At 70.1% G+C, this 17,239-nt stretch carries 14 protein-coding genes and 1 pseudogene; 8 read left to right on the forward strand and 7 right to left on the reverse strand.

The window, feature by feature from the left end:
• Positions 1 to 640: 640 nt before the first annotated feature.
• Positions 641 to 1,084 (forward strand): annotated as a pseudogene (locus H7F38_RS26435) (SDR family oxidoreductase); the annotation flags it as partial.
• 26 nt (positions 1,085 to 1,110) lie between these two features.
• Here H7F38_RS26435 and H7F38_RS25805 read toward each other — a convergent pair.
• The 3 genes from H7F38_RS25805 to H7F38_RS02560 all read right to left on the reverse strand — a co-directional run bounded on the left by H7F38_RS25805 (position 1,111) and on the right by H7F38_RS02560 (position 3,703).
• The gene (locus H7F38_RS25805; protein WP_255498216.1) at positions 1,111 to 2,298 is read right to left on the reverse strand and encodes a DUF4328 domain-containing protein; all 1,188 of its coding nucleotides are present in this window, start codon (positions 2,296 to 2,298) and stop codon (positions 1,111 to 1,113) included.
• Between the two features lie 12 nt (positions 2,299 to 2,310).
• Positions 2,311 to 2,643 (reverse strand): rhodanese-like domain-containing protein, encoded by a 333-nt coding sequence (locus H7F38_RS02555; RefSeq protein ID WP_187092705.1) that lies wholly within the window; start codon positions 2,641 to 2,643, stop codon positions 2,311 to 2,313.
• Between the two features lie 169 nt (positions 2,644 to 2,812).
• Positions 2,813 to 3,703, reverse strand: a complete 891-nt coding sequence (locus tag H7F38_RS02560) for an Fpg/Nei family DNA glycosylase (protein ID WP_187092706.1) — start codon at positions 3,701 to 3,703, stop codon at positions 2,813 to 2,815.
• A 60-nt stretch (positions 3,704 to 3,763) separates the two neighbouring features.
• Here H7F38_RS02560 and H7F38_RS02565 point away from each other — a divergent pair, with 60 nt between their 5' ends.
• Positions 3,764 to 4,357, forward strand: coding sequence for a GNAT family N-acetyltransferase (locus H7F38_RS02565; RefSeq protein WP_187092707.1), 594 nt, complete (start codon positions 3,764 to 3,766; stop codon positions 4,355 to 4,357).
• Here H7F38_RS02565 and H7F38_RS02570 read toward each other — a convergent pair.
• Together H7F38_RS02570 and H7F38_RS02575 are read right to left on the reverse strand one after the other, a co-directional pair.
• Positions 4,336 to 5,772 carry an SDR family NAD(P)-dependent oxidoreductase gene (locus tag H7F38_RS02570; protein ID WP_370531327.1) on the reverse strand — a complete coding sequence of 479 codons (1,437 nt, stop codon included), beginning with the start codon at positions 5,770 to 5,772 and terminating at the stop codon, positions 4,336 to 4,338. The two genes, H7F38_RS02565 and H7F38_RS02570, sit on opposite strands and share 22 nt — an antisense overlap.
• 135 nt (positions 5,773 to 5,907) lie before the next feature.
• Positions 5,908 to 6,570 carry an NAD(P)H-binding protein gene (locus H7F38_RS02575; protein WP_187092709.1) on the reverse strand — a complete coding sequence of 221 codons (663 nt, stop codon included), beginning with the start codon at positions 6,568 to 6,570 and terminating at the stop codon, positions 5,908 to 5,910.
• Positions 6,571 to 6,640: 70 nt separating this feature from the next.
• On the opposite strand from H7F38_RS02575, the gene H7F38_RS02580 reads away from it, so the two are divergent.
• From H7F38_RS02580 to H7F38_RS02595, 4 genes are all read left to right on the forward strand, one after another.
• Positions 6,641 to 7,108 carry a tRNA (cytidine(34)-2'-O)-methyltransferase gene (locus H7F38_RS02580; RefSeq protein ID WP_187092710.1) on the forward strand — a complete coding sequence of 156 codons (468 nt, stop codon included), beginning with the start codon at positions 6,641 to 6,643 and terminating at the stop codon, positions 7,106 to 7,108.
• Positions 7,105 to 8,010 carry a ketopantoate reductase family protein gene (locus H7F38_RS02585; protein WP_222618395.1) on the forward strand — a complete coding sequence of 302 codons (906 nt, stop codon included), beginning with the start codon at positions 7,105 to 7,107 and terminating at the stop codon, positions 8,008 to 8,010. The genes H7F38_RS02580 and H7F38_RS02585 overlap by 4 nt, the downstream gene beginning before the upstream one ends.
• A gap of 171 nt (positions 8,011 to 8,181) precedes the next feature.
• Positions 8,182 to 9,516 (forward strand): cyclopropane-fatty-acyl-phospholipid synthase family protein, encoded by a 1,335-nt coding sequence (locus H7F38_RS02590; protein ID WP_187092711.1) that lies wholly within the window; start codon positions 8,182 to 8,184, stop codon positions 9,514 to 9,516.
• 160 nt (positions 9,517 to 9,676) lie between these two features.
• Positions 9,677 to 10,957 (forward strand): hypothetical protein, encoded by a 1,281-nt coding sequence (locus H7F38_RS02595; protein ID WP_187092712.1) that lies wholly within the window; start codon positions 9,677 to 9,679, stop codon positions 10,955 to 10,957.
• A gap of 38 nt (positions 10,958 to 10,995) precedes the next feature.
• On the opposite strand, the gene H7F38_RS02600 is transcribed toward H7F38_RS02595, so the two are convergent.
• On the reverse strand, positions 10,996 to 12,312 hold the full coding sequence (locus tag H7F38_RS02600; protein WP_187092713.1) for a UDP-glucose/GDP-mannose dehydrogenase family protein: 1,317 nt from the start codon (positions 12,310 to 12,312) through the stop codon (positions 10,996 to 10,998).
• Between the two features lie 128 nt (positions 12,313 to 12,440).
• On the opposite strand from H7F38_RS02600, the gene H7F38_RS02605 reads away from it, so the two are divergent.
• Together H7F38_RS02605 and H7F38_RS02610 are read left to right on the forward strand one after the other, a co-directional pair.
• Positions 12,441 to 13,430, forward strand: coding sequence for an aldo/keto reductase (locus H7F38_RS02605; protein WP_187092714.1), 990 nt, complete (start codon positions 12,441 to 12,443; stop codon positions 13,428 to 13,430).
• A gap of 178 nt (positions 13,431 to 13,608) precedes the next feature.
• Complete coding sequence (locus H7F38_RS02610) at positions 13,609 to 14,928, forward strand: hypothetical protein (RefSeq protein WP_187092715.1); 1,320 nt, start codon at positions 13,609 to 13,611, stop codon at positions 14,926 to 14,928.
• Between the two features lie 9 nt (positions 14,929 to 14,937).
• Here the strand turns inward: H7F38_RS02610 and H7F38_RS02615 are convergent, their stop codons facing one another.
• Positions 14,938 to 17,061 carry a glycosyltransferase family 39 protein gene (locus H7F38_RS02615; RefSeq protein WP_187092716.1) on the reverse strand — a complete coding sequence of 708 codons (2,124 nt, stop codon included), beginning with the start codon at positions 17,059 to 17,061 and terminating at the stop codon, positions 14,938 to 14,940.
• Positions 17,062 to 17,239: the final 178 nt, after the last annotated feature.

Consider the following 17,239-nt stretch of genomic DNA (forward strand, 5'->3'; position numbering starts at 1 on the left):
CCAACGACAGGCCCTGACCGACCAGCACGTGGTGGCGACAACCGAAGGAACAACGCGCAACGGTGCGCAGACCGAGCACCTCCCACGCAACGCGGACCAGGGCAGCAACGGCGCAGACATGACACCTCAGAACCGCAACAACGGCAGCAGCAACGGATCTGAGAACGGTGGCGTCAGCGGGATCCGACCCGCGATGCAATCGTTCGACCCGAGGGCGTTCGACCCCGGACCCGATCTACCGCCGCTGCCCACCCTGCGTCCGCTCCCGACGATCCGCCCGCTGAACCGGTGGCCCGCAGAGCCGGCCCCGGTCCGAACACTACCCGAGACTCCGGCGCTCCCCCAGGTCCACCCGGTCGACGAGCCTGCGCAGCCCGCTGAAGCCGCGCAGACCGACGAACCCGCACCGCCCGACGGACCCGCGCCGCCGTCCGAGCCGGCCACCGCGCCGCCGACCGAGCCGGCCACCACCCTGCCGACCGAGCCGGTCCGACATCACCGTCGGGCCTCCGAAGTGGTCGAATCCGAATCCGATGCCGAGCCGGTCCCTTCCCGACAGGCACACGCCGGCGCCCGCTCGGCACAACGGGTGCTGGTGGTGGGTGGCAGCGGCGTCATCGGGAGCGCTGTCGCGCGAGCGATGGCCGGCCAGGGCGCGAGGGTGGCCGTGCACCATGCGACCCGTGCCGCGGAGGCGGAAGTCCTGGTCGCCGATCTGCCCGGCGAAGGTCACCTGAGCCTGGGGGCCGACCTGGCGGACTCCGAGGCCGTGGCCGAGCTGATCCGATCGGTGGACGAGAAGTTCGACGGCCTCGACGTGGTCATCGACGCCGCCTCGGCCGGCGAAGCGGCGGCCGGCGCCTCGGTGGTGGGCAGCTCGCTCGCCGAGTGGACGGACGCCTGGACCGGGGCCCTGACCGTCGACGTCCTGGGCGCGGCTACCGTCGCGCATGCTGCGGCGTCGGCCTTCGTGGCCCGCGGCGCAGGAGGGCGGATCATCCTGCTGGCGGCCAAGGGCCGACCTTTCACCGGCAGCCCGAACCCGGTGGTATCGGCCACCGAACAGGCGGTCGAGGCTCTGGGCTCAGCGCTGGCGGCCGAGTTGGCACCTCACGGGATCGGCGTCATCGTGGTCGGCTCCGGCTCCGGCTTCGTGTCCGGCTCCGGCGCGGCTGCCGCGGCCGGCTGGTCGCCCGCCGCGCTCGCCGAGACGGTGGCCTGGCTCGCCTCCGGCCCGGCGTCTGCGTTGCCGGGCGCGATCTTCAACATCGCCGGCTGACCGCGGGTGGGCTCCGGGGGCCGCACCTGCCAGCCCGCCGGAACTCCGTCCGCCGGCCCGGACAAAAACCGCCGGAAGCGCCGACAGACCAGTGCCGTCAGCACCGCGGTCGAGGCACCGGCCAGATCCACCCAGATGTGCAGTTCGACGGTGTCGGCGACCGCCTGATCGCTGCGGCCGAACGCCCGCCCCAGGGTGACGAGCACGAGCACCGCGTTGATCCCCCACGCCGCCCACCAGGCCATGACGAGCCGCGACAACCGCGGACGGATACCGGCCGGGCGAGCCTCGTCCGCGGCCAGCAGTCCATCGATCTCACCGGCCACCACCCCGAGCCCGTAGATGTTCCATCCCGGGATCACCAGCCGGGCCAGCACCGCGGCCGGCGGCCGGCTCGGCGCCATCGAGAGGCGTCTGGCCGCACCTGTGTGCAGCCGGACCAGTACGACCGCGACGACGCCGGCCGTCACCACGGCGACCACCAGGGCGGCCAGTGAGGTGCTCGTGACGAGTCGGTCGGACTCGTCGACGACCCTTACGGACAGCACCTCGGTCCGCCCGCGGAGCAGGAGCACATACCGCCAGATCTCCGCGCCGGCCGCCGCCGAGGTGGCGACGGCAGTGACGACCGAGAGCCAGAGTCCGGCCTGCAACAAACCGATCGGCCGGTCGCGCGAGGTGTCGGGCGCGGTGACCTTCGCCGCCCTCCACACGGCAGCCGGATAGCCCCATCTCGGCGGACTGGTCCCGTAGGACGGAGGTCCGAGGTAGGGCCCTCGTCGCGGGGGGGCGGTGGTGCGTCTTCCGGGGACGACGGCCGTGGGCGAATCCGCTCGCCAACGCTGGACCGGGAGAGCGGCCGAACAGTAGACGCAGGTCCGGACGCCGCGTGGCAGTGGCGGCTGGATCCGGTGGCACCGCTGGCAGCCGATCACCGGGGCGGAGCCCTGACCACCGGTCCCGGTCGGGCGTGGGGCCTGGAAGCCCGGCCCGTTCGGTGACCAGCGCGGCGTGCTCACGGTCCCGATCCGTCAGATCACTTCGGGAGTGGTGCCGGACTCGGCCACCAGCGGCAGACCGAGACCGGCCCAAACGGACATCCCGCCCGCGACGTTGACGGCCTCCCACCCGTTGGCGTCGAGGTACTGCGTCACCCGCTCGGAACGGCCACCGGAGCGGCAGATGACGTACAGCGGGGCCCCTTCCGGCACGTCCGCCAGGCGGCCGGTCAGCTCGCTCATCGGAACGTGGACGGCGTCCGGCGCGTGACCGGCCACCCACTCGTCGTTTTCCCGGACATCGAGCAGCACCCGCTCGGCGGGCAGCTCGCTGACGGTGATCTCCTGGTCGCTCACATCCTCCATCCTTGCATTCGGCGAACTCGACCGGGCCCGGCGTGGACGACCGGGCCCCACGTGGACGACCGGGCCCATTCGTATGAGCGTCGGGCTGCCTGTCTGACGCTCGAGCGTCAGACAAGCCGGGGACAGGTCGGACGGGCCGGCGGGAGTCATACGAGACGAGCAAGAACCCCTACTTGATCAGCCGGGACAGCCGGCGATCGGCCAGGAGCTTGCCGCCGGTCTGGCAGGTCGGGCAGTACTGGAACGACCGGTCGGCGAACGAGACCTCGGCCACCGTTCCCCCGCAGACCGGGCAGGGCAACCCCGTCCTGGCGTGCACCCGCAGGCCGGTCCGCTTCTCGCCCTTGAGCCGAGCGGCACCGGCCCCGACGGTCCGGGCGATCGCCGCCGAGAGCACCGAGACGATCGCCTCGTGCAGCGACGCCAGGGCCGTCTCGTTCAGCTTGCCGGCCGTCGCGAAGGGGGAAAGCTCTGCGGTGTGCAGGATCTCGTCGGAGTAGGCGTTTCCGATACCGGCCAGCACGGTCTGGTCGGTGAGCACGTTCTTGAGCCGGCCGGTCCGTCCGGCCAGCGCCGCGGTCAAGGTGTCCAGGGCCAGGCCCCTGCCGTCGCCGCCCATCGCGTCCGGGCCGAGCCGGGCAACTCCGGGCACCTGGAGCGGGTCCGTCACCACCGCGGCGGCCACCGACTTCTTCGTACCGGCCTCGGTGATGTCGAACCCGCCCCCGCCGGAGAAGCGCACCCGGAGCGCGATCGGGCCGCCCATCTTGGGCGGGGTGGCGGAGATCTTGTCGGACCAGCGCAACCAGCCGGCCCTGGCCAGGTGGACCACCAGGTGCAGCGCGGGTCCGTCCGGATCGCCGTCTGGAACCGTCACCAGGTCGAGGAACTTGCCGTATCGGTCACCGGCCGCCAGCACCCGGCCGACCAGGGCCGTGGCGGGCGGGTCATAGGTCGTCAGGACGTTGAGGGAGGCGACCGTGACGCCGACGATCTGCTGACCCCCGGCATGCTCGGCGACGAACCCGGCGAGCGCGCTGACCTCGGGGAGCTCGGGCATGCCCAGAGTCTGCCAGGGTTGCCCTCGCCTGACGATCCGGTGCCTGGCATTGTCGAAGCCATGCCGGAGTTGGACCTGGACGAGTCGACGGTCCTGCACGGCCGCGGGCTCGTGCTGCGCACCTGGCTGCCGGAGGATCTGGACGCCCTGCTGGAGGCCTGCCAGGATCCCGAGATCCAGCACTGGACCCCGCTTCCCAGCCCATACCTGCCCGAACACGCCGAACTGTTCCTCGACGCCTGCGCGCTGCGCTGGGTCCACGGATTGGCATCGTTCGCGATCCTGGACCGCGACGAGACCTGTCTGCTCGGGTCCATCGGATTCGTCGGCCTCCCCGAGGACGGGGTCGTGGAGGTCGGCTACTGGGTGGCGCCCTCGGCGAGGGGGCGGGGGGTGGCCACCGCCGCCACGGGGGTCATCTGCGACTGGGCCTTCGGAACGCTGGAGTTCAACCGGGTGGAATGGCAGGCCTACGTCGGCAACGAGGGGTCACGGCGGGTCGCCGAGCGCTGCGGGTTCACCTTCGAGGGCACCCTGCGCGGACGCGGCTACCAGCGCGGCGAGTACCGCGACATCTGGATCGCCGGGCTGCTCCGGAGCGACGGTCGACCTGACGTGCCGGACGCGACCGGTCACCAGTCGGCGGGCTCGTAGTCCTTGAGGAAGCACCCGTGAAGGTCGTTGCCGGCCTCGCCCTGGACGATCGGGTAGTACACCCGCGCGGCGCCGTCCACGAGGTCGAGCGGGGCATGGAAGCCCTCCTCCGCGAGGCGGACCTTGGTGAAGTGCGGCCGTTCGTCGGTGATCCAGCCGGTGTCGACCGCCGTCATCAGGATGCCGTCGCTCAGCATCTCGGCGGCACTGGTCCTGGTCAGCATGTTCAGTGCGGCCTTGGCCATGTTCGTGTGCGGGTGACCGGCCCCCTTGTAGCCGCGGCTGAAGATCCCCTCCATCGCCGAGACGTTGACGACGTACTTCCGATGGGCCGCACTGCCGGCCATCGCCGCGCGCAACCGGCTGACCAGGATGAACGGCGCGGTCATGTTGCACAGCTGCACCTCGAGCATCTCCAGCGCATCGACCTGGTCGACCCGCTGCGTCCAGCTGTTGACGGTGTGCAGATCGGGAACCAGGCCACCGGCGTCGATGGCTCGGCCGGCCTCGATCAGCTGGTTCGACGCGGACCCCGCGACCAGCGCCAGCCGGGACAGTTCCCCGCCCCGCAGGGCCTCGGGAAGATGCGGTGACGGATGCTCGGAGAGAGTTCCGGCGAGCGCCATCGGGTGGGCGTCGGAGATGTGGTCGAACGTGAGCAGGTCGGGCAACGGCCCGTCCGGCAGCGGATCGGATTCGGCGGCGGCGAGCGGCGCGTAGGCACCGGGACTCCGACGGACCGTCTGCGCCGCGTTGTTGATCAGGATGTCCAGCGGGCCGGCCTGCGCCACCGAGTCGGCCAGCGCCACCACCTGGGCCGGGTCACGCAGGTCGATACCCACGATGCGGAGGCGGTGCAGCCAGTCCGCGCTGTCCGGCATCTCGGTGAAACGCCGGACCGCGTCGTTGGGGAACCGCGTCGTGATCGTGGTGTGGGCGCCGTCACGGAGCAGTCGCAGGGCGATGTACATCCCGATCTTGGCCCGTCCACCGGTGAGCAGAGCCCGCTTCCCGGTCAGGTCCGTGCGGGCGTCGCGGTGACCGCGGTTGACGGCCGCGCACGCCGGGCAGAGCTGGTGGTAGAACGCGTCGACCTGCGTGTAGTCCTGCTTGCACATGTAGCAGGGCCGCGCCCTGAGCAGGACGCCGGCCAGGGCACCCTGCGTGGTGGACACCAGCGGGAGGCCCTCGGTCTCGTCGTCGATGCGTTGCGGCGAACCGGTCGCCGTGGCTGCGACGACGGACCGGTCGGCCGCCGAGATCGCGTCCCGTCGCTCCGACCGTCTGGCGTTCTTGACGTTCTTGAAGATCCGGGCGGTGGCCCGGCGGACGGCCACGGCGTCAGGATGCTCCGGCGGCAGCGACTCGCTCTGCCGGATCACGGCGAGCGCCAGCGCCAGCTCCGCCGGGTCGATCCCGGCGGGGCGGGCGGGGTCGGAGGTTCCGACTTCGTCGGCCGGTGATGGGGCTGGATCGGTCACGGCTCAACGATAGGCAACTCTGCGGGGCACAACGCACCACTCGCGGCCGGCGCCTCACCGGCCGGCGCCTCACCGGCCGAGTCGCAACAGATCCGAACTCTCCAGGATCCGCAACGGCGACCCGTTCCCGGCCACCTCGATCATCGCCCGAGCCAGCTGATCGCTCGCGATCACGTATCTCGGTGCCACCCTGGCCAATACCGGGTACAGGAAGCCGGTGCAGCGGTACAGGATGCGGTACAGGCGGTTCCGCGGCCGCACACCGTGCATGGGCTGGATGTATCCGGGCCGCACCGCATATCCCTGGAACGGCAGAGCGAGGACCGCGTTCTCGGTCTCTCCCTTGACCCTGGCCCACATCAACCGCCCGCGCTCGGTGCTGTCGGTCCCGGCGCCGGAGACGTAGAGGAATCGCATCTTCGGGTTCTGCTCGGCCAGTTCTCGGGCGGCGGCCATGGTGATGAAGTACGTGACCCGGCGGTAGGCCGGCTCGGTCATCCCGTTGGCCGAGACTCCCAGGCAGAAGAAGCAGGCGTCGTAGCCGGCCAGCTCCGGCGCGATCGACCTGAAGTCCAGGAAGTCCTGGTGGACGATCTGCTGAACCTTCGGATCTGCGACATCGACGCGGGACCGGCCGACCAGCAACACCTTCTCGACCCGCGCATCGAGCAGGCACTGGATGAGCATCACCTGGCCGACCATGCCGGTGCCACCGAAGATGATCACCTTCACCCCCCGACCCTATCCGGGCGACCGGACTCCGTCCATCGGATCGGCCGGCCACCTGGCATCATCGGCCACCATGTTCCGCATCGCGTTCTATCAACCCTGCATCCCCGGCAACACGGGCAATGCGATCAGGACCTCGGCGGCCACCGGCACCGAGTTGCACCTGATCGAGCCGCTCGGCTTCGATCTCTCCGACGCCAAGCTGCGTCGGGCCGGGCTGGACTACCACGACCTGGCCTCGGTGACGATCCATCCGGACCTCGATTCGGCCTTCGAGAACTGGTCAGGGGCACGTGTTTTCGCTTTCACGGCGAGTGCAGAGCAGATCTACTCCGACATTGCCTACTTCCCCGGGGACGTCCTGCTGTTCGGGCCGGAGCCCACCGGCCTTCCGGCCGAGGTCCTCGCCGACCCGCGGCTGACGGGCCGGCTCCGCATTCCGATGATCGCCGGCCGCCGGTCGCTGAATCTGTCCAACGCTGCTTCCATCGCGGCCTACGAGGCCTGGCGCCAACACGGATTCAGCACCGGAGAACGATGAGCACCATGAGGGATGCCCTGCCCCGCCCGGACGACCCCCGCCCGGACGACCTGCGCATCCTCGTGGTCGGAGCCGGCGCCACCGGTGGGTACTTCGGTGGCCGCCTGATCGAGGCCGGCCGCGACGTGACCTTCCTCGTGCGGCCGGGACGGGCGGCGCAACTGGCCGCCGGGGGGCTGCAGATCATCAGCGGTCACGGTGATCTGACGCTGCAGCCGAAACTGGTCACCGCCGACGCGATCGACGGCCACTACCATCTCATCCTGTTGTCGGTGAAGGCCTACGGACTCGAGCAGGCCCTGCTCGACATCGCACCGGCCGTCGGCAAGGACACGATCATCCTGCCGCTGCTGAACGGCCTCCGCCACATCGATCGACTGCGCGACACCTTCGGCGAAGCAGAGGTTCTCGGAGGCGTCTGCGTGGTCTCGGCGACGCTGGACGGTGCCGGACGCGTCGTGCAGCTGGCCGGTATGCAGGAACTGACCTACGGCCCGCTGAGCGGCGTCATCCCACGCGGCGCGTCGGCCGTCCACGCCGCGCTCCAGGGTGCCGGATTCACCGCAGGGCTGACGGAGAACATCGTGCCGGCCATGTGGCAGAAGTGGATCATGCTGTCGTCGCTCGGCGCACTCAACTGCCTGATGCGCGGCACCGTCGGCGAGATCATCGGGGTCCCAGGGGGTCCGGCGTTCGCGGAGCAGCTGCTGAGCGAGACGGCCGGTATCGCGGCCGCCGCCGGCCACCCTCTGCGTGACGCCGGCCAACCGGTCGAGGTCGACGCCATCATCGGGGATCTGGTCCGACTCGCCGACCGTTTCGGCGCCCCGGCTCCCCTCCTGCGACTGACCATGATCAACCTGTCCGTGTACCGGGCGCGCCCGGCGCGGTCCGGCCACTGACGTCCGGCCGGCCCCACCGGGCACCAGAAGACGTGTCAGCAGGTCCTTCGAGCCGATTCCGTGCGCACGGACCAACCCGGCGGCGAGCCGTCTCCGAATGACCTGGCAGAGAAATTTGTTGCGCACGAGCAGCCGGGGCAGTCCCCGGCCGCGATGAGGGAGTCGATCGATATGGCAATACTCGCACCCGCGAAAGCACGTCTCCGGGTCACCCCGCAGCCGTCCGCCGGGGTCTGGCCGGGGCTGCACGACGTGTCGAAGGCACCGGTCCACGCGGCCATCGCCCGGCAGCTCACCCGGGCGGCCGTCAAGAAGCTGCCGATCACCCTCCAGTTCCCCGACGGCACCCGGTGGGGCGCCGGCGGTCCGCTCCTCCAGGTCGTCAACCCGGCGGCGTTCTTCCGCCGCGTCGGCACCGAGGGGCTGATCGGCTTCGGCGAAGCCTGGATGACCGGCGACATCACCACCGGCGGCTGGGACGCCTCCCGGCCCGCCGCCAGCCTGCGGCCGGCCGAGCTGAACGCCGCCACCGACGAACTGGCCGCGGTGCTGACGGTGATGGCCAAGCGGATGTCGGTGCTGATCCCCGGCTCGCTGCAGAAGCTCCGCCGCGCCTGGCAGACCCGCCCGCCCAAGGAGGAGGAGAACACCCTCACCGGCGCCAAGGAGAACATCCACCGGCACTACGACCTGTCGAACGGCCTCTTCCAGCAGTTCCTGGACGAGACGATGGCGTACTCGTCGGCCTGGTACGAATTCGGCGACGACCATGCGGCGGACCTGGAGAAGGCCCAGCTCCGCAAGGTCGACGGCATCCTCGACCTGGCCCGGGTTCGTCCGGACACGCACATCCTCGAGATCGGCTCCGGCTGGGGCGGTCTCGCCATCCGGGCGGCTGCCGACCGAGGCGTAAGGGTCACCACGCTGACCCTGTCCGAGGAGCAGAAGGCGCTGGCCGACGAGCGGATCGCCGCCGCCGGGCTCTCGCACCTGATCGAGGTCCGTCTCGAGGACTACCGGGCCCACGCCGCCACCCATGTCGGCAAGTACGACGCAGTGGTCAGCGTCGAGATGATCGAAGCCGTCGGGGAGAAGTACTGGCCCGACTACTTCGCCTCGATCGACCGCATGCTGGTCCCCGGGGGCCGCTTCGGCCTGCAGGCCATCACCATCGCCCACGACCGCCTGCTGGAGACCCGCAACGGCTACACCTGGGTGCACAAGTACGTCTTCCCCGGCGGCATCCTGCCGTCCCTGAAGGCCATCGACGACGTGCTCGCCTCGGACACCTCGCTCCGGGTCCAGGAGAGCCGCCGGCTGGGTCTGTCGTACGTGCCGACCCTGGAGCAGTGGAGGCACCGCTTCAACGCCGACCTGCCGAAGGTGGCCGAACTGGGTTTCGACGACACCTTCATCCGGATGTGGAACTTCTATCTCGCGTACTCCCAGGCCGGGTTCGCGGCCGAGTACCTGGACAACTGGCAGCTCGGCATCGGCCGTCCCTGAGAGTGACGAAAGCTGTCAGCGTTCCGCCGAACGGGTGAACTTCGGGAATTGCGGGCCCCGTACCCATCACCGACGGTTCACCTTCGAACCACTTGACGACTCCGATCGGGAATGATCGGGGTCGTCAGGTTGAGGTGGCCGTTGATGTGGAGGGGGAGCAATGTCTGATCCGGGTGACTTCCTTCCGGCCCGTTCCCCGGAACTCCAGGCGCTGATCGACGAGATCGCAGCCGAGGCAGCACGGGAGAAGGCTCTCCGTGCCGGCAGTGCCGGCAGTGCGGGCAGTGCCGGCAGTGCGGGCACCCCGGCAGCACCCGTCCCCGCCGACGATGTGACCGCAAAGGCCGCAGACGATGCCGTGCCGCCGGCAGCCGGGGCCGTGCCCGGTACCACGGTGCCCGTGGCCGAGGCTGCGGCTGCGGCGTCACCCGCCGATGCTGCGTCCGCGCCCGCGGCTGTCGCACCGGTCCAGGACCAGCAGGATGCGATCGCACTGTCCGTCGCCGCCCCTCAACGTCCCCGGCGGGCCATGGCGCTGGCCGGCGGGGTCGCTGCAGCCGTGGTCGCCATCGTGGCCATCACCGTCGGCAACCGCTCGGCGGCTGTCCCGTCCTCCTCGGTGGACCAGAAACTGCCGGTCGGATACGCCGTGGTCGGCTCCGTCGGATCTGACGGCCGGTCGACCGCCGTCACCGTCACCGCGCCGATGACGACCGTCGGCGGCAAGCTGGTCGCGCTCGTCGCAGGTGCCGACGGCACCACCCGGCAGGCGCCGGTGCTCACCGTCCTGAGCTCGACCCCCGCGACTTCTTCGCCCGCGGATTCGGGAACGAGCCCGTCGGGCACCTCCGCCACGACACCCTCCGCACCGAGCAGCGGCGCCGGGTACAGCGCCGCCCTGAACAGTGCTGCCGGCAACAGTGGCGCCGGGGTTCGCACCGCCGACTCGACCTCACCCGACCGCACCGGCCGCCCCGGCTCGCCCGAACCCGTACCGGCCGCCGGGGACACGGCCACCGTGGTGACCGGGACGTCAAGGCTGACCGGCTGGGCGCCGGTCCCGACCACCCTTGGTCCACCTCCCGGCACCCGCCCTGCGGGTAACCCGACCCAGGGCGGCGGATCCTCCCACCCTGCGGGTCCCAGCGTCCCGAACACCTCGGCAGCTCCGAACCCGGGCGCGGGGGGCGGGAGCACCGCCACGAGCCCCAGCAGGACCAGCACGAGTGCCGGCAGCGGAACGGGGAGCAGTCCGGTGACGCCCACCGCGCCGAGTCCGCCGGTCCCTGGCCCTCCGCAGACGACGGTGCCGGGCAGTACAGCCGGCGGCACCGGAACCAGCGGTCAGAGCACCGCCTCCACCTGCATCGCGATCAGCCTGCCACCGGTGTCGGTGGCCGGCGGACTGCTGCCGACCAGCATCAACTTTCCCTGCCCCTGACCCCCCGGGACCCTGGAACGGCTACGCGGGAACGACGGCTACGCGGGAACGATGTGGTGCGCGGGGCGCCCGATGGGGACGAGGCTGAACCCGGCCGCCGCAGCGGTCTCGTCATCGATCATGCCGCGACCGTCGACGATCACCCGACCGGGCATCACCCTGCCGACCTCGAGCAGGTCCAGTTCACCGAAGACCGGCCATTCGGTCAGAATCACGAGGACGGCCGCACCGGCCGCAGCGGTGTACGGATCGGGCACCACGGTGATTTCCGGGCGGTCCCGCGCGGCCGTGACGTCTTTCGAGATCGCCGGATCGAACCCTTGCAGCACAGCGCCTTCCGCCGCCAGCCGCAGAGCGACGGCCAGTGCGGGGGAATCGCGCAGATCGTCGGTGCCGGCCTTGAACGTCAGGCCCCAGAGCGCGATCCTGACGCCGCAGAGCGAACCGCCGGCCGCCGCCCGCACCTTGTCCGCAAGGCGGTCCTGCGCCTGGTCGTTCGAGACGTAGGTGGCCTCGAGCAGTGGAAAGGAGACGTGGTGATCGGCCGCGATGGTGGCGAGCGCCTTGGTGTCCTTCGGGAAGCAGGAGCCGCCCCAACCGGGCCCGGTCCGCAGGAACTTCGATCCGATCCGCTCGTCGAAACCCATGCCGTCGGCGATCTCGGCCACGTCGGCCCCGACCGTCTCGGCGAGGGCGCCGATGGAGTTGATGAACGAGAGCTTCATCGCGAGGAAGGCGTTGGCCGCGTACTTGATCAGTTCCGACGACTCCGCCGACGTGACGACCGAGGGTGCGCCGAGGTCCCGGTAGAGCTCCGCGACCGCGAGGGCGGCCGCGCGATCGGTCGAGCCGACCACGATCCGATCGGGATTCATGAAGTTGCGAACCGCCGTGCCCTCCTGCAGGAACTCCGGGTTGGACACCACCGCGACGTCGGCCCGGTCGACCGTCTCGGTGATGTCCTGGGCGGTACCGACCGGCACGGTCGACTTGGTGACCAGGATGGCGCCGGGGTCGAGGAGGGGACCGATCTGCGCGACCACGTCGTGCACGATCCGCAGGTCCGCCCGGCCGTCGCCGCCGTCCGGGGTCGGCAGGCACAGCAAGATGTACCTGGCCCCGGCCGCGGCCGCTGCGGCGCCGTGGACGAACGTCAGATTGCCGGACTGCAGGCCCCTGGCCATCATCTCGTCGAGGCCGGGCTCCAGGATGGGCACCTCGCCGCGCGACATCGCAGCGACCTTGGCCGCGTCCACGTCCCCGCAGACGACCTGGTGCCCGAGGCTGGCCAGGCAGGCTCCGGAGGTCAGCCCGACATAGCCGGTCCCGATCACTGCGATACGGCCGACCGACATCTATTCTCCCTCGACTGTGCTTGCCCGATCACCGGGCACCGACCGGACGGAGCTCACCGCATCCGCCCGGCGGATCGACAAGATCCGCGCCGCAATGGATGCGGTCGTGGCATCGTACGCTAGGGAACATGACGAACCCGATGCTCCGCAGACTGGGTCACTCCGGTCTTGCGGTCTCCGCGACCGGTCTGGGCTGCAACAATCTCGGCCGCACCGGCACCGTCACCGCTGATCTCGCTGCCTGCCGCACCCTCGTCGACACCGCCCTGGATGCCGGGATCACCTTGTTCGACGTCGCCGACATCTATGGTGCAGAGCCAGGAGTCAGCGAGACCATCCTCGGGATCGCACTCGGCGCTCGTCGGGACGAAGTGGTGCTGGCCACCAAGTTCGGCATGGATGCCAAGGGCGCCAACGGCCGCGACGACGGAGCCAGGGGCTCCCGCCGGTACATCGTGCAGTCGGTGGAGGCCTCGCTCCGACGGCTCAAGACCGACTGGATCGATCTCTACCAGCTCCACCAGCCGGACCCGGCCACCCCGTTGGCCGAGACACTGTCGGCTCTGGATGATCTCGTCGATGCCGGAAAGGTCCGTTATATCGGCCATTCCAATTTCGCCGCCTGGCAGCTGGCCGACGCAGCCTGGCTGTCCCGTGAATCGGGGGCGGTGCCATTCATCTCGGCCCAGAACGAATACTCGTTGGTGCGCCGCGAGATCGAGGCCGAGCTGATTCCGGCCGCGACCCATTTCGGTGTCGGCATCCTGCCGTTCTTTCCGTTGGCGAACGGTCTCTTGACCGGCAAGTTCCGTCGCGGCAAGGACGCTCCGGCCGGTACCCGGTTGGCCGACCTCAAACCGGCCCTGCTCGAGTCGGCGCCGTGGGAGGCGGTCGAACTGCTCGCCCGGTTCGCGGCCGACCGGGATCTGGGCATGGTCGACGTGGCCTTCGGTTGGCTGCTGGCCCAACCGCAGGTGGCGTCCGTCATCGCCGGCGCGACCACCCCGGCCCAGGTCGTCGCGAATGCTGCGGCGTCCGGTCGCTGGGTACCGGGGCAGGACGAACTCGACGCCATCGACCTCATCTTCGCGCCGCCCGTGGGATTGGGATATCGCTGACCAAATGCTCACGGCGAGCTGCAAAACGTTCACCAAGCGTCACTCTGGGCTACCGCCCGGCCTTGTCGTCCCGTAACCTCGACCGGGTCCCGGCGTGTCGTCACCGCGCCTGGGGACTCATCCGTGCTAAGGGGACATCGAATTGGCTCGTCATCGCAGCGCACGTCGAGGCGGTCCGGTGCATCGCGCGCTGGTCGCCCTGACGGTCGTCATCACCACCACCGTCGCCGCTGTCGGCACCGTCACGGCAGCGCCGGCGGGCCAGATGGGCGAGGTGGGCCAGGCGGGCCGAACCGCCACCGCCGTGGTCGCGGTGGCACGGTCCTCCTCGCTGGCCGTCGGCCAGGCGATGCGGCCCGGAACGATCATCGCGTCGCCGAACGGGTTCGTGATGCTGCGGATGCAGGGTGACGGCAACCTCGTGATGGGGGCCGGCAGCCATGTCCTGTTCGACTCCGGCACCCGCGGCGCCGGCAACTACGCCCAGGTCGACGCAATCGGCGACTTCGTGATCTCCAACGCCGCGCACCAACGGATCTGGGCCACCTACACACGCGGGAACACCAACGTGCTGCGCGTCGGTGACGACGGCAACCTGGTCCTGGCCGGGCGGACCGGCCGGGTCGCCTGGAGCAGCCACACCCACGCCGGCGAACTGGATCAGGGTGGCATGCTGCGCCCCGGTCAATTCCTCAGCGGCCCGCGCGGCGGCCGCCTCACCCAGCAGGGCGACGGAAACCTGGTGCTCCGTCGCGCCGACGGCAGGATCATGTGGAACGCGCAGACCGGTCGGCACCCCGGCGCCCACACGGTGCTGCAGAGCGACGGCAACCTGGTGACCTACTCCACCTCGGGACGGCCGCTCTGGTACTCCGGGATGGCCGGCCCCCGGGCCAGTGCCACCCTGGGTGCGGACGGCGTGCTGTCGGTGCGACGCGCCAACGGCGGCGTCGCCTGGTCCTCCGCAGCGCCGGCGACGATCAGACCCGTCAACCCCGCTCCGGTCACGGCTACCGGCTATGCCTCGGCGATCCTCAGGATGTGGGGCGGCAAGGTGACCGGCCTGCCGGGTGCGTACAGCGACCTCCTGGCCACCAGCCGCGGCCTGACGATCACGAACAGCGACTCGTGCGGGCAGACCGTCCGAGTCGACATCAGGATCGTCGCGTTCCTCTACGACGTGACCTCGAAGTACCGGATCAAGATCAACAACATCATCACCGGGCACGGGTGCGACTCTGCGCGTCACCCGAGGGGCATGGCCACCGACATCGGCGGCGCGTGGAACATCTCGACCGGGGCGGCGACCAGCTTCGGCGGGTACTGGGGACCGAACAACACGTCGATGGACGCCCAGTTCGCGACCTACGCCTCGTCGATCCTGCCGGTCGGCTCCGGTCTCGGCCAGCGGTACTGCGCGGGCACGTCATCGGCGAACGTCAGGGCCGGAATCGCGTGGTTCGCGGACAACTGCAACCACCAGCACGTGCAGGTCTGAACCGCCCGATCAGGGCAGCAGCGCGGGGAACGGAGCCCTGCTCAGCGGTGTGACCTTGCCGGAGGTCTGCAGCACACCCATCCAGGCCGAGGCCTGCTGCAGGCTCAGGTTGCTCGGCTTGCGTGAGATGACGCTCTCCCAGCGCGAGAAGATCACTTTGGCCAACGGGACGGCCGGATCGATCGGCGTCGTCCAGGTCACCGAGTTCGGGAAGAAAGCCACCACGACCACCGGCCCCTTGCCCGTCCAGTTCGCCGCGATCTGCGCCATCGACGCCTCGGTGGCGTTCTGGATCGACACCACCTTGTCCGAGCACAGTTCCTGCAGGGCCGGCAACATCGAGCCGGTGATCGGGTAGGCACCGGCCTGCACGATCAGCCCGTCGCCGGCCAAGGTGCAGATCTGGTTGACGAAGTCGTACTCGCCCAGACCCTCCCGCGATTCGAACATCTTGCCGCCCCAGTTCCAGGCCGGCTGGACCATCAGCACGGTCACCACGAGCACGCCGACCGCCCGGAAGGGGACTTTGGGGAGCCGCATGACGACGGTGCGCAGTGCGAAGACGGCAGCGATCGCAGTCGCGGGGATGACGACCGGCAGCAGACGACGCAGGGCCCAGATCTGGTCCGGGGTGATGGCGATCTTGTTCAGGTAGACGAGGCCGACCAGCACCGGCACCACCCAGACCACCAGCAGTTGCGGGTCGCGGCGACGGCAGAACCGGACGCCCATCATGATGGCGCCGACCAGGGCGGCGCCGATGACGATCCAGCCCAGGTACCAGGCCATCCAGCTGATCGTCATCTCGTCGTAGCTACGGGTCCCGTCGATCGACAGGCCCTCGGACTTCTGACGGGCGGCCACCGCGCCGACGTAGTCGCCGCCGTCACGATTCTTGACGAAGTGATCGACGAGCCAGAGCGGCCGGCTCACCATCGCGACGGCGGCGACCGCGACCACCACGCCGACGATGATCGCCAGCTGGCGTCGATGGGTGGACATCCCCCTCACGCCGGGAAGGGAAAGGCCGCGGAGCAGACTGAGGCCCATCCCGAGAACGAGGATCACGGGCATGGCGGCCAACACCGGGTACAGCTCACCGGAGAGCCCCGCGAGGTACTTGGGACTGTGCACGTAGAGGTCGAACCACCCGAGAGTGGCGGCCGGCAACGCCCCCCAGATGAAGGTCAGCATGGCCATCCGGCCCTCGTGCCGCCGGATCTTCTGCACCGGGGCGACAGCCAGGAGGGCGACGGCCGCCAGCCCGGCGACCATGGTGAGGCCGCCGTCGATCCGGGCGATCATGGTCGCACCGGCGAACGCCCCGGAGAGCGCGAACAGCCGGGTGCTGCGCTTCCCGACCGCCACCCACAGCGCGACGAGCATGCCGCAGACGAAGATCAACGCCGTCGGCTCCGTGTAGGGCATGCGCGAGAAGGCCGCGAGCGGCATGGTGACCGCCAGCAGGAGCATCGGGGCCAGGCCCCACAGCGGCCCGAGGATGCGGCGTGACAACGCATAGACCGACAGCAGTGCCAGCGCGCCGATGGCGACGTTTCCGGTCAGTACACCGGCGGTGCCGTGTACCCAGCCGAACACGGCCAGCAGACCGGGCAGCAGGTCGTTGCCCTGGACGTGGTTGACGGCCCCGGAGTTGCCCTGCAGGAAATCGGTCAGCAGGCCGGGGACCTGTGCGGCCAGACCGGGCAGTGCGGGGTCGAGTGCGACATCGGGGGTCTGATGATGGACCAGGTACAGGGCGGACAGCGTGTACTGCGCCGGATCCCGGTCCAGGCCGATCATCTCGGCGGTGTGGCCGCGCTGGACCAGGTACCAGGCCACGGCCAGCGTCAGCGCTGCGCCGGTCCCGGCCAGAGCGGCGCGGTTGACGTCCGGCGACCGGGAGATGAAGCGGCTCGTCAGGATCACGGCGACGACGGCGACGGGGAAGACCAGCACCGGGCGGAACTGGCCCACCAGCAGTGCCAATGACACCACCACCGAGACGGTGAGGAACCACGTCATCAGGCGGTCGGGCAGGGTGACCAGCAGGGATGCGAGCAGTCGGCCGGTGCGTGACCCCGGGTCGGCCGGAGGTGCAGCCTCTTCGGAAGTCGCCACCGCGGTCGCCATGTAGTCAACTCTCAGTAAAGGGTCACCGGCCCCCCAAAATGCCTTCCGAGCCTGAGAATTGACTGTGAGGACACCATGGCGCGTCGCCGCCAGGAATCGGATTTCGGCGGAGCCGATGCCATTTCCTGCAGGTCAGCACGGGATTCCTGCTGATTCTAGGGGCCAGGACGAGCCCGCG

It is taken from the genome of Nakamurella sp. PAMC28650 (assembly GCF_014303395.1).
Lineage (GTDB): Bacteria > Actinomycetota > Actinomycetes > Mycobacteriales > Nakamurellaceae > Nakamurella.